Origin of the sequence: Streptomyces sp. NPDC102467 (assembly GCF_044765445.1) — a bacterium.
GTDB lineage: Bacteria > Actinomycetota > Actinomycetes > Streptomycetales > Streptomycetaceae > Streptomyces.
The window spans coordinates 354,020-366,570 of the sequence record NZ_JBIWKA010000002.1 but is presented as its reverse complement, the minus strand read 5'-3'; the positions used below and the strand labels follow the sequence as shown (position 1 = coordinate 366,570).

Genomic DNA, 12,551 nt, shown 5'->3' with positions numbered 1-12,551 from the left:
TCAGGGCCCGCTTCGGCCGCGCTCTGCCGCACGCCCACCTCGCCGGCGTGCCCGATCCGACGACCCGACAGGTACTGCCCCTCTTGTCTGCTCCCGTGCTCAGCCCCGCCGCGCGACTGCGCGGCCTCAAGCCCGACTGGCTGTCCGACCCGAAGGTGTGGCGCACCGAGGTGCTGGCCGGACTCGTCGTCGCGCTCGCCCTGATTCCCGAGGCGATCTCGTTCTCGGTCATCGCGGGGGTCGACCCGGCGATCGGCCTGTTCGCGTCCTTCACCATGGCCGTGACCCTCTCGGTCGTCGGCGGCCGACGCGCGATGATCTCCGCGGCCACCGGCGCCGTCGCGCTCGTGATCGGCCCGCTCAACCGCGAGCACGGCTTCGGATATCTCGTCGCGGCCGTGATCCTCGCGGGGGTCTTCCAGATCGTGCTCGGCGCGCTCGGCGTCGCGAAGCTGATGCGGTTCGTCCCGCGCTCGGTGATGGTCGGTTTCGTCAACGCCCTCGCGATCCTGATCTTCATGGCGCAGGTTCCCGAGATGCACGACGTGCCCTGGGCCGTCTATCCGTTGATCGTCGGCGGCCTGCTGCTGATGGTGTTCTTCCCGAAGCTCACCAAGGTGATCCCGGCACCGCTGGTCTCCATCGTCGTCCTCACCGCGATCACCGTCGCGGCCGCGATCGCGGTGCCGACCGTCGGCGACAAGGGCGAGCTGCCCTCCTCGCTGCCGGTACCGGGCCTGCCCGACGTGCCCTTCACACTCGACACGCTCACCACCGTCGCCCCGTACGCACTCGCCATGGCCCTGGTCGGGCTCATGGAGTCACTGATGACGGCGAAGCTGGTCGACGACATCACCGACACCCGCTCCAACAAGACCCGCGAGTCCATCGGTCAGGGCATCGCCAACATCGTCACCGGCTTCTTCGGCGGCATGGGCGGCTGCGCCATGATCGGCCAGACCATGATCAACGTGCGGGTCTCCGGCGCCAGGACCCGTCTCTCCACCTTCCTGGCGGGCTCCTTCCTCATGGTGCTGTGCATCGTCTTCGGCCCGGTCGTCTCCGACATCCCCATGGCGGCCCTGGTGGCGGTGATGGTGATGGTCTCCTTCGCGACGTTCGACTGGCACTCCATCGCTCCCAGGACGCTCAAGCGGATGCCCGCGGGTGAGATCGCCGTCATGGTCATCACCGTCGCTGTCGTGGTCGCCACCTCCAACCTCGCCATCGGCGTCGTCGTCGGCTCGGTCACCGCCATGGTCATCTTCGCCAAGCGGGTGGCCCGCGTCGCCGACGTCACCGCGGTCCTGGATCCGGACGGAACCCAGGTCGTCTACTCCGTGACCGGCGAGCTGTTCTTCGCCTCCTCCAACGACCTGGTGACCCGGTTCGCGTACGCCACCGATCCGGACGAGATCGTCATCGACCTGTCCGGCGCGCACATCTGGGACGCGTCGTCGGTCGCGGCCCTGGACGCGATCGGGGCCAAGTACGCCCAGCGCGGCAAGACCGTCGAGATCGTCGGGCTGAACCGGCCCAGCGCCGTCCTGCACGGGACGCTCAGCGGCAATCTCACGGCCGGCCACTGACTCGCCGCGAGGAAATCCGATTCCGGGTACGCCGCCGGGGCAGCGCTGACATATTGGAGCCGTACGCCGGGCAGCGCCCGGTAGTTGGGGCCCCGCCACGCATCCCCCGTCGTGGCGGGGCTTCGCCGTGCCGTGCCGGGTCCGCTGCCGAACGACCGCGGCGCGCCGCCGTGTTCCGTGAGCCGCCCGAACCGCTCCAGTAACATGATCGGACCTCACAGCGATCTCACAGTGGTCGCACTGGGCACCCGAGCTTCGCTAGAGAACAACGTTATCTAGCACGAAGGGTGAGATATCTACTAAAACTAACAAAGCGGCTGAATAATTGATGAACGCACCAGAGCGAATATCTTCGCGCATACGAAGCAGAATCGCGCTCCCCGCGTGGCGTCGACCACGGGTGCTGCTGTGGACCGTGGCAGGTGTGGCGACCCTGGGCTTCCTCGTCGCCCTGGAGATCATCGCGCGTGGCTACGGCCTTCCCGGGCCGATCACCAATCAGGCGCGCGAGGTCATCTTCATCCCCAGTTCGGGGCCGCTGCTGTATGCCGGTCTCGCCTTGATGATGGTGGTGCTCACCTGGCGGCAACGGTTCATCGCGCTGGGCGCCGCCATCGGCATCGACGTCGTCTTCTGGCTGGTGCGATGGGCGGCCGGCGCCCAGATGATGTTCGGCAACGGTGCGTTGTGGGTGATGCTGGGCTGTGTGGTCATCGCGGTCACGCGTCGCACCGGCGCGGAACGTGCGCTTCTGCTGAAGGGCGTCGGCCTCGGCCTCCTGCTGGTGGCCGGCCACAAGACCGGCGACACCTGGCTGCTCATCACGTCCAAGACCCGCCCCGAGGTGCTCGACCCGTACGTGGCCACCGCGGACCACGCGCTGGGCAACCCGTCCTGGCTGGTGGGCCAGGCGGTCGCGGCCACCGGCCCGATCGGTGAGCACCTCCTGCACATCGTCTACGGTCAACTCCCGCTGGCGGCGGCCGTCATCGCGCTGTACCAGCTGCGCAACGTGGCGGCCGACCGCCGCTTTCCTGGCCACCATCTGGTGCGCACCTTCCTGGTCATAGGCCTGCTCGGACCGGGCATCTACATGCTCTTCCCGGTGGTCGGACCGGTCTTCGCCTACGGCGCCGACGGCGGCAGCTGGGCGGTGACCGATCTGTGGCCGAACACGCCGTTGGCGATCGGCCTCCCGCACCCCGTACCGTTCGACGGGATCACCCCGCGCAACTGCATGCCCAGCCTGCACACGGCGTGGGCCACCACGATCTTCATCCACTCCCGCAAGGGCTCCCGGCTCATGCGGTTCGCCGGTGCCTTCTGGCTGGTCGCCACGCTCACGGCCACGTTGGGATTCGGCTATCACTACGGTGTGGATCTCGTCGCCGGAGTGGTGTTCGCGATCACGGTCGAGGCGGCCATGCGCTCGTTCGACCGCGGCTGGGACCGGTCGGCGGTCCGGCTGGTCACCTACGGGACGGCGGTGTTCGCCACGCTGCTGGTGATGTACCGCTATCTGCCGGTGCGGATGGCCGAACACCCCTGGGCGTTCGGCCCGTTGCTCATAGTGGCGATGACCTCGGTGGTCTACGGCTATGTGCGGACCACCAGGCTCTGGCACCCGAAGGCGGCGCCGGCCCCGCTCCCGGAACCCCAGCTCATGCAGGCGTGAGCCCCGGCCGCCCGCCCGTCGACGTTGCGCACAAGTCGACGGGCGGGCGCCCGCTTCAGCCGGCCAGCCCTCGGACGAACCCGGTGACCAGCGCCGCAACCGCTAGTTCCGCACACCGCACCAAGGGTGTACTCATGCCCGGCCCGACGCGAGCAACGCCGTGTGCGGCAGCACCAGTTCACCGCCGGGAGCGGTGTATTCCACGGCCAGGGACTCGAAGTGCTGCTTGATCCGCGCGATCACCTCCGGGTGTTGGCCGGTGACGATCTGCCCGATGGTCGCCACTCCCGCCGCCGGGCCGCTCCACCACTCTTCGGGAGTCGTGCGGTGCTCCCAACTCAAGGTGGTGCAGACGGCATCCGACAGCCCCGCCTCGGCCAGCAGGGCGACGAGGCCTTCCTCATCGCGTGTGAAGTCCTCCTCGGGGGCGAGCGAGGGCAGGTGAGCCGGCCGGGTGACGCCGGCCGCCTGGACCGCCCTGCCCAGCAGCGCCTGTCCGGCCGCCGGTGAGCCCGGCCAGATCGTCACGGCGATCAGACCTTCCGGGCGCGCCAGCCGCCGCAGCTCCTTCAGGGCGGCCCGGGGCTGCCCCACGTGGTTGAGTACGAAGTTGCCGACAATCGCGTCGAACGACGCGTCCGGAAAGGGGAGTCGGGGGAGTCCGGCGCATCGTATGTCAGCTCCCGGTACTGCCTGCGCGGCCCGCGCCACCATGCCTGGTTCGGCGTCCACCGCCGCGACCTGCGCCCCTCGCGCGCTCGCCGCCGCGGCCGCGGTGCCCGTCCCTGTCCCCACGTCGAGAACACGCACCCCTTCCCGCACTCCGGCGGCATCGAGGAGGTCGGGCACCGGGTACGCGCAGAGCTTGCCGAAGCTGTCGGCGTAGGCGTCGGTCCGCCCCGCCCACGCACGCCGCTCGGACGCGTCGAACGCTGTCTGGGTCATCTGGTCCCCTTCTGGCGGTGAAAGGTGTTTCTGCGGATACCGTTTTCGGTCAACCGTCCGTGGCCGGCGTCCGTGGCCGGCACCTATGGACGGAAAAGGCCGATAAACGCATGCGTTTCCTGGCTGGTCGAGCCCCCCATCCTCGGTGATCTTGCGATAGAACTGCCGCACGGCAAGACGGGCCCAGTCACGCCGTCATTGCCGCGTCGCCCGCATTCGGCAGCGCGGAAGGGGTGCCGTGCCGAGCCCCCGCTCGGCGTCCCGACCTCGCCGCGCACGGCAGCGGCGGGACCATCGCCCCGATGGTCCCGCCGCTGCCGCGCGGTGTCCGCCGTTACCCCCGGGCCACCGCGATCGCGCCCGCGAGCCGCTCGCCCGCCTCGTACACCATGTACGGCACTCCGCCTTGTGTGCCGAACGACGGTGACGCCGAGCGGCCGTTCTCGGGTGCCCCGGCACGGGAGTTGTAGAAGACGCCCAGGTGCCTGCGGAGCGAGAAGTCCGCGCCCACCTCGGTGATCATGAGATCGCCACCGCTCTCCTTGTCCTTGTTGTAGACGACGTACGCGGAGCCGTTCCGGGTCAGCAGGTGCGGGCCGCCGACGTTCACCGCACCGACATCGGAGTGGCGCACGAGCGGAGTCCGGTCGAAGGTCCAGGTCCGCCCGTCGGCCGACCAACCCCAGCAGATGTCACGGTGGTTGGTGGTGTTGTTGAGCATGAACAGCATCACGTAGTGCGCGCCGCGGGCCGGCAGGTCGTGCCGGAAGACCCGGGCGTACGAGGTCTCCGTCGTCCCCGACGGCATCATGGATGTGGACAGGACGACCTTGTCGTACGTGAAGTGCACGCCGTCTTTTGAACGGGCCAGGCGGGTCGTGGTGTTCTCGCCGTGGAAGTACAGCCAGAACTCCTTCGCGTCCGCGTTCCACAGCACATGCGGCGACGACACATGGCTGACGGAGTAGTGCGGATCCCACTTGTTCGACACGATCGGGTTCGCCGGGTACTCCGTGAACGGGCCCTCCAGCGAGTCGCCGTACGCGAGGCAGATCCCGCCCGGCGCGTCGTGCGGCGCGTAGTACAGGTAGTAACGGCCCAGCGGGGAGGCCAGCTTGTCGTACACGCCCCGCACGGTCGGGAAGATGATCTCGCCGGTCGGGTTGTACTTCAGCTGGGACGGCGTCAGAAGTGTGCGGACGTAGGTGTAGTCGGGGAAACCGCCGGGCGCGGCCGACGCGGAAGGCGCCGAGAGGCCACCGAGGGCGAGTGCGGCCCCCGTGACGGCGGTGGTGCGCAGGAACATACGACGGTCCGGGCCGGATTGCGGTTCATGCATGATCGGCTCCTGAAGTCAGTGATGTGCTACGGGAGTTCAGAGGTACGTGGCTGCTGTGGTTCAGAGGTACGTGGCTGCTGTGACGCACAGGCCGCCGAGCGCCACCGCCCATACGTAGGGCAGCGTCCTGACCATCACCTGCTGCGGGGACACACCCGCGTACTGGGCGCTCCACACCGTCTGGGTGCTGGTCGGGTCGGCGACGCCGAAGACCTGGTTGTACGAGGTGGCCATGCCGAGGACGGCGACGGCCGGGTAGATGCCGGTGGCGATCAGGACGCCCGCGATGCCCGCGCCGAGGCCGAAGACGTTCAGCGGGCCGCGGTACAGGCACAGCGGCACCAGCAGTGTGAAGACCAGGACGAAGAGCACCGCGTTCTGGGGACTGACCGCCTTGACGAGCGGCTCCAGCGCGTCGACCGCGCCGGGCAGTTTCACCGCGGCGAGCAGAATGCCGATCGCCACGAACAAGGTGATGGGCGGGGCCGCCACCTCGAAGCCGCCGTACAGCGTGCGCAGGAGCCGCCGGTTCATGTCGCGCGGCCGCGTCGTCGTCACCAGCGCGTACAGCACGCCCGCCAACAGGGAGGGGATGATGGCCAGTTCGAAGCCGAGGGCCAGCACCAGCGGCACCACCGGGGTGAGCAGCGCGTACCACGGGGCGTCGCCGAGCAGCTGACGGCGGCTGCGCGAAGTCGGCCTGTCCTGGACCGACTTGATGGACCACGTGTGTTCCACGCCCCGGCGCCGCGACTCCACCAGGACGTACGCCACCGCCGCGACCAGCGCGAACGGGAACAGTTTGACCATGAAGCCGCGCACCGTGTCCACCGGCAGTTCGAGCGCCGTGGAGAAGAACTGCCACACCGGCAGCTCGAAGGGGATGCCCACCGCGATGCCCATCAGGATCGTGCCCGCGGCCGTCACCTTCGGAATGCCCACCGCGATCATCGCCGGGATGCCGATGAGTCCGGCGAGCATCGCCGCGGGCGCCGAGCCCGTCACCGTGCCCACCAGGGCGGACACCGCGAGGACGCCGAACGCCACCAGCACCGGCCGGTCGCCGCCGAACTCGACGATCTTACGGACCAGGGTGCCCGCGATGCCGGTCTCCTCCAGGAGCTTGCCGAGCCACGAGCCGAGCAGGATCGCGATCATCGTCGCGGCCAGCGCGGGCGCGCCCTCCTGGAGCACCGTGTCGAGCACACTGTTCTTACCGGTCAGCGGAGCGCCCGAGACGAACGCGATGACCACGGCCAGCACCACGAGCGCGAACGCGGTGGGCAGTTTGCGGCTGAGCATGGCGGCGACTCCGGCCGCCATGACGAGCAGAATGACGACACCCATGGGTCACTTCTCGCTTTCGGGATGCGCGGCGGGATACGCGGCGGGGTGCGTGGCGGCGGCCAGCGCCTCCGTGAGCAGCAGGGGACTGCGGCCCAGGCCACAGGCGGCGCGGGCGTAGGCGTGCGCCGCGAGTTCGTCGGCGCCCGCGACATGGGCGTACACGCGGCGCCGGCCGATGCGCAGCGCCGTGTGTCCGAGGGCCCGCTTGAACTCAGCCCGGACATGGGCGTGGTGGAGCCAGGCGTGCGCCTGTTCGTGCGCGAGCGCCGCGGCCCGTACGGAGCCCTCGGGGAACCAGTGGCGCCAGCCGCGCTCGGCGACGAGCTGTTCGGCGCGGGCGAGCGTGTCGACGTACACCTCGACGACGGGCGGCCTCGACCGGTAGCGCGCGAGAAGTCCGGCGGCGAGTCCGTCGTCCCGCTCGACGACCCGGACGGGCACCGGCTCCGGCGTCATATGGGACCCGAACTCCTGCGCAGTCACCGCCCATTGACGTAGCGTCAGAAGATCGCGGTGCTCGTGCGTGGGCGTGGCTGCGAGGAGGCGCACCGCGAGGTCCAGATCGTGGTCGGCGCTCATGTGCGGGACTCCACGACCGCGACCACGGGCTCCTCGGCGCCGCGCGAACGCAACTCGCTGCGGGCCAGGGCCAGGAGCGCCTCCGGTTCGAGTACGCCGGACAGATCCGCGATCCGCCCGCCGACCAACAGCCGTACCGCGGGCGCCCGCATGCCACCGTCTCCGTACGACGTAGTGTCCCGTACCAGTGACGCGAGCGCCTCACCGGCCGCGCCCACCGTCGTCGTCTCCACCCGCGCGTCCGACACCCCGAGCCGCACCACACCATCGGCGTCCACCACCCGCACAGGACGCCGGTCCGCGCGCAGCCTGCGCCGCACGTCGGTGCCGTACACCGTGTACGCGTCCGTGCCCGCCAGCACGCGGACCCGCGCCTCCTGGGCCTTCAGGCTCACGGCGGCCGCCCGCAGCCGCTCCGCGTCGTCGGCGCGGTGCGCCCGGTCCTGCGTGCGCAGTTCGGTCGCGCCCGTGGCGACGGCCCGCACCGTGCTGGTCTGCGGGTCGACCGTCACCTCCACCTCGACGCCGTCGGCCGCCGCGCCCTGCGCGACCACGGCCCGCTCGGCCTCGGCGCGCACCGCGAGGATCTGCTCCTGGGTGGCCCCGGGGATGATCCGTTCGACCTGCTCGCGGACGAGCGCGAGGGCCACGCCGATCGGGCTGATCACCTCGCTGTGCCGGGCGATCCGCCCTTCGAGACCGGCGGCCGCCGCCAGATGCGGGGTCACCGTGGCCGCGCCGCCACCGCCGCCGACCAGGACGGCCGTGTCGCGGTCGAGCCGGTAGTCCTTGACCATCGCGTCCACGACCGACCTCACCTGCGCGGTACCCGCGTCGAGGACGGCCCGTGCCGCCCCCGCCACATCGGTGCCGAGGGTGGCGGCCAGCGGGGCCAGAGCGGCCCGTGCCACCTGCTGGTCGCAGCGCGCGAAGTCGCCCTCCGGCACCCGGCCCAGCGCGTTCGCCGCGCAGGTCATCGTGAGGGCGAAGCGGCCGCCCGCGGCATCGAGGACCACATGGTCGTCGGGGTCGCCTTCCATCGGGCGCACCGTCGCGACCCGCGCGTCCCGCAGGTCCTCCAGCGAGGCGAAACAGGCGTACGGCAGGCCCGCGATGTGCGCGCTGCGCGGCCCGACGCCGACCACGCGGCCCCCGGCGACGCGCACCATGGACCCGCCGCCGACGCCGACGGTCCGTACATCGAGCGCGTTGAGATACGAGGTCCTGCCGAGGATCGTCGCGTGCCGCACCGCGACCTTGCCGCGCCGCACCACGCTGATGTCCGTCGACGTGCCGCCGGTCTCCAGGAACACCCCTTCGCTGATCCGTTCCTGCATCAGCGCCCCGGCGACCCCGGCCGCCGGGCCCGACAGGACCGTCAGCAGCGGGCGGCGGCGCATCTCGTCGAGGGACATGACGCCGCCGTCGCAGCGCATCACCATCAGGGGCGCCGTCACCCCGGCCTTGGTGATGGACGCGTCGACGAGATCGGCCGTCGCCAGCATGCGCGGCAGGATCGCCGCGTTCACCACAGCGGTCCGTGTCCGCTTCTGCAGCCCGTACAGCGAGGTGATCTCGTGCGCCGCCGCCAGCGGCAGCCCCGTCGGCCGGGCCGCGTCGAGCACGGCCCGTTCACCCTCGGGCCGGTCCACCCCGAACGGTTCGGTGGCGACGACGACTTGAGCCCCGCCCGCCTGGACGCGGGCGACCGCGGCGCGCACGGCGTCGGCGTCGAACGCGTCGGCCACATGCTCGTACGCGAGCGGCAGACTCTTGCCCGGGGTGAGTTCGAGTCTGCCGAGCGCGGCGAGCCGGCGCGTGAACACCGCCCCCGCACCGCCGCCGATCCCGATCAACCCGACCTTCGCCACGTCGCCCTCCAACAGGGCGTTCGTGGCCTGGGTCGTGCCGTGCGCAAGGAACGTGACATCGGCAGGGGCCCGGCCGACCTGTTCCAGGAGCTGTCTCAGCGCCTCGACGATGCCGTGCGCGACACCGTCCTCGTGGTGATGGCTCGTGGGCACTTTCACCTGGCCCACGAGGGCGAGCGTCGCGGCGTCGACCGCCACGGCGTCCGTGAACGTGCCGCCCACGTCGATGCCGACGCGGATGCGACGATCAGGGGTCATGTCAGGGCACCTCCTTGTGCGTTGACGGATTCCTGGACCTGCTCAGATCTTGTGGACCTACTCAGATCTTGTGGACCTACTCAGATCTTGTGGACCTGCTCAGATCTTGTGGACCTACTCAGACCTCGTGGACCTACTCAGACCTTGCGGACCTGCTCAGACCTCGGGGCAGTCAGTAACCGCGGACGTCCGGCCAGTGCCGCTGTACGCCCGCCCGGTCCAGGAGCCGTCCGAACTCCTCGACGTGCTTGTCCTCGGCCTGTACCTGCCGGGGCTCCAGGCCCTCGGTGAGACAGTGCGCCGCGAGCGCGCCCGCGACCTCGCCGATGTTCCACTCGACGGGGTGCAGCCGGTAGCAGCCGTTGGTGATGTGGGTGGTGCCGATGTTCTTGCCGGCCGGCAGCAGATTGCGTACCCGCCGTGGCACGAGCGCGCCCAGCGGGATCTCGAACGGCACCGAACCGATGTCGATGTACGAGTCGCCTCCGGTGGAGGGGTGCAGGTCGATCCGGTAGCCGCCGACACCGACCGAGTCGCGGTAGCGGGTCCTGCCGTAGGGGCCGACGACGTCGATGGCGACGTCCTGCTCCACGACGGTCGTCACCGCCTTGATCCGCCGCGACTCGCGCACGTACGCCGACTTGGCGAGGCCGTCCGCGGTGCCGGTCACGTCCGGCCGGATGCGCAGCCCCGGGAAGCCGGTACCGCCGTCGGCGCGCGGGGCCTCGGTCTGCAGCCAGTACAGGACGGAGAGGGACAACTGCCGTGCCTCGCGCAGTGCTTCCGTCTCCTGGCCGATGTACGGCTTCAACCAGTAGTCGTTCAGTGGCCAGTTGACGAGCGTGATGTCCGATTCGAATGAGCCCGGCCGGTGCATCCCCCGCGCCAGAATCCGGCGGAAACCCCACAGTTCCTTGTCCCCGGCGTCCGCGCTCTGGTCCGCGCTGACGGCGAGGGGGTCCAGATCCGGGTTGGGTACGAACGTACGCGGCACCGGCTCCAGGGACCGCGGGTCCGGCGCCTCGAAACCGAGCAGCGGGCCCGGCCAGAAGTCGGGCCGGTAGGAGTGCCAGAAGTCGTAGTCCTCGGGCCGGTCGATGGTGTGGTCCTCGCCCTGGTGGTGCGAGAGGGCGAAGCACACCGTGATGCCCTGCTGGTTGTCCGGCCGCGCCTCGGCGGGCGCGTGCGGTTCGCCGAACTCCCCTTGTGCCTCTGCGCCGTTGGCGTGCTCCACGTCGGCGAGTTCGAGAAGCTCACCGGTTTCCGTGGCGTCGACGACATAGCGGGCGGCGAAGGTGCGCAGAGTGCCGTCCCGTAGATCGCGCACCGTGACGGCGGAGACGACATCGTTGTCGCACTCGGCGGAGACCGCCCGGTGCCCGGTCAGTACGGTCAGCAGCCCGGCCGCCCGGTGCGGCGCCAGCATCGCCTCCAGGACGGCGAGGGCGACGCGCGGCTCGTGACAGAGCTTGCTGACGCGCCCGGCGCCCGGGTTGAGAGCCGTGAGCCCGAGCGCTTCGCTGCGCATCGGATACCACTGGCGGTAGTAGGCGCGGATGCCTTCGCGCAGCGCCCGGTACGTCGCCGTCGTACCGAACCTCTCCACCCACGGGTGCTCGTCCGGCGGCACGGCCTGCGCCGTGAGCTGGCCGCCGATCCAGTCGGTCTCCTCGGTCATCACGACCCGCCGCCCCGCACGGCAGGCGGCGAGTGCCGCGGCGACCCCGCCGAGGCCGCCGCCGACGATGAGGATGTCCGGTTCGGGTATCACTGTGCTCCTTGTGGTTGTCCCTGAACTGCCGTGTGCTGCATGGGGGTCGAGGGTTACGGCTCTACGCACTCAGCTGTTCGGCGCGGCCGCGGTGTGCCCGCTCCGGAACTCGCACGCCACCAGCGGCTCCTCGGCCTCCTCACCGGCCACGAGCGCGGCGAGCAGTCGTACGGCCGCGGCGCCGAGCCGGTGCCGGGGGATGTCGAAGCCCATCGGCACCGGCCCTCCGGCCAGATCCGCGGGCGGGCTGCCGAGCAGCCCGAGTGAGACGTCCTCCGGGCACGACAGCCCGGCCTCCTGGACGGCTGCGCTCAGGGCCCGCCAGGCGGCGCCGGTGTCCGTCTCCTCGGCGACGAACGCGGTCACGCCGTCGGCGACCAGCTCCCGCACCCGCTCCGCCGTGATCTCGCGCCCCGGGTCGGCGCAGCGCAGCACCGCTTCCGGGCCGCTCGCGAGACCCGCTGCCGCGAGGCCTTCCAAGAAGCCCTGCTGACGGTCCGTCGACGCGGGAGCATCGTCGTCCTCCCGTACGAGAACGAGGCGACGGTGGCCCAACTCGGCCAGATGCGCGACGACTTCACGGCTCGCGCTCACGTAGTCGGCGCCGACCCAGGCGAGCCCCTCCAACTCCTCGCGGCGGCCCAGGTGCACGACCGGGTACCCGTCCGCGACGAGCCGCTTCAGCTCGGCGCGCGGCGCGTGCCGGCCGAGGAAGAGGCAGCCGTCCGCGAGCCGTACGCGGCTGAGGGCGTCCGGGCCGGTGGCCCCCGCGCCGCCGCTGCTCGAACCGGTGAACAGCACCAAGTCGTAGCCGCGCGCGGCCGCCTCCTGCTCCACGCCCACCAGGAACGGGTAATAGGAGTGCTGCACGTCGGTCGGGAACGTGGCGGTGAAGCTGAAGACGCCGAGCAGATTGTTGCGGGCGGCCGCGAGCCGCCGGGCCGCGGGATCGGGGACGTAGCCGAGGCTGCCGGCCGCGTCGAGGACCCGCCGACGGGTCTCCTCGGAGATCGTCGGCCCCTTGCCGTCGCCGCGCGCCGACAGGACCAGCGACACCGTCGCCTGCGACACCCCGGCGAGCCGGGCCACCTCGGCCTGCCGGGGCCGCGACGTACGGCCCGCGGGTGCCGGGCTGCGCCCCGGCTTCGCCCGCTTCTTCGGTTCTTCCACGCCTGCC

9 protein-coding genes are annotated in these 12,551 nt (G+C 70.8%); 2 read left to right on the top strand and 7 right to left on the bottom strand.

Features of this window, described 5'->3' with window-relative positions; all coding sequences use genetic code 11:
- The first annotated feature begins 95 nt into the window (after positions 1-95).
- Positions 96-1,589: a SulP family inorganic anion transporter gene (locus ACIREE_RS04855; RefSeq protein ID WP_404146262.1), complete on the top strand. Its 1,494-nt coding sequence runs from the start codon at positions 96-98 to the stop codon at positions 1,587-1,589.
- Between the two features lie 403 nt (positions 1,590-1,992).
- Positions 1,993-3,264 carry a phosphatase PAP2 family protein gene (locus ACIREE_RS04850; protein WP_404146831.1) on the top strand — a complete coding sequence of 424 codons (1,272 nt, stop codon included), beginning with the start codon at positions 1,993-1,995 and terminating at the stop codon, positions 3,262-3,264.
- Between the two features lie 132 nt (positions 3,265-3,396).
- Here the strand turns inward: ACIREE_RS04850 and ACIREE_RS04845 are convergent, their stop codons facing one another.
- The 7 genes from ACIREE_RS04845 to ACIREE_RS04815 form a co-directional block, all read right to left on the bottom strand.
- The gene (locus tag ACIREE_RS04845; RefSeq protein WP_404146259.1) at positions 3,397-4,209 is read right to left on the bottom strand and encodes a class I SAM-dependent methyltransferase; all 813 of its coding nucleotides are present in this window, start codon (positions 4,207-4,209) and stop codon (positions 3,397-3,399) included.
- 334 nt (positions 4,210-4,543) lie between these two features.
- Positions 4,544-5,548, bottom strand: coding sequence for a hypothetical protein (locus ACIREE_RS04840; protein WP_404146256.1), 1,005 nt, complete (start codon positions 5,546-5,548; stop codon positions 4,544-4,546).
- A gap of 60 nt (positions 5,549-5,608) precedes the next feature.
- Positions 5,609-6,895, bottom strand: coding sequence for a transporter (locus ACIREE_RS04835; protein WP_404146253.1), 1,287 nt, complete (start codon positions 6,893-6,895; stop codon positions 5,609-5,611).
- Between the two features lie 3 nt (positions 6,896-6,898).
- Positions 6,899-7,474 carry a hypothetical protein gene (locus tag ACIREE_RS04830; protein WP_404146250.1) on the bottom strand — a complete coding sequence of 192 codons (576 nt, stop codon included), beginning with the start codon at positions 7,472-7,474 and terminating at the stop codon, positions 6,899-6,901.
- Positions 7,471-9,603: a hydantoinase/oxoprolinase family protein gene (locus ACIREE_RS04825; RefSeq protein WP_404146248.1), complete on the bottom strand. Its 2,133-nt coding sequence runs from the start codon at positions 9,601-9,603 to the stop codon at positions 7,471-7,473. The genes ACIREE_RS04830 and ACIREE_RS04825 overlap by 4 nt, the downstream gene beginning before the upstream one ends.
- A gap of 172 nt (positions 9,604-9,775) precedes the next feature.
- Positions 9,776-11,374 (bottom strand): FAD-dependent oxidoreductase, encoded by a 1,599-nt coding sequence (locus tag ACIREE_RS04820; RefSeq protein ID WP_404146245.1) that lies wholly within the window; start codon positions 11,372-11,374, stop codon positions 9,776-9,778.
- Between the two features lie 69 nt (positions 11,375-11,443).
- Positions 11,444-12,544, bottom strand: a complete 1,101-nt coding sequence (locus ACIREE_RS04815) for a LacI family DNA-binding transcriptional regulator (protein WP_404146242.1) — start codon at positions 12,542-12,544, stop codon at positions 11,444-11,446.
- Positions 12,545-12,551 lie beyond the last annotated feature (7 nt).

What these genes read in the sequence shown, in the direction of transcription:
- ACIREE_RS04845 (WP_404146259.1), bottom strand. Translation starts at nt 4,209, where the DNA reads ATGACCCAGACAGCGTTCGACGCGTCCGAGCGGCGTGCGTGGGCGGGG.
- ACIREE_RS04840 (WP_404146256.1), bottom strand. Translation starts at nt 5,548, where the DNA reads ATGCATGAACCGCAATCCGGCCCGGACCGTCGTATGTTCCTGCGCACC.
- ACIREE_RS04835 (WP_404146253.1), bottom strand. Translation starts at nt 6,895, where the DNA reads ATGGGTGTCGTCATTCTGCTCGTCATGGCGGCCGGAGTCGCCGCCATG.
- ACIREE_RS04830 (WP_404146250.1), bottom strand. Translation starts at nt 7,474, where the DNA reads ATGAGCGCCGACCACGATCTGGACCTCGCGGTGCGCCTCCTCGCAGCC.
- ACIREE_RS04825 (WP_404146248.1), bottom strand. Translation starts at nt 9,603, where the DNA reads ATGACCCCTGATCGTCGCATCCGCGTCGGCATCGACGTGGGCGGCACG.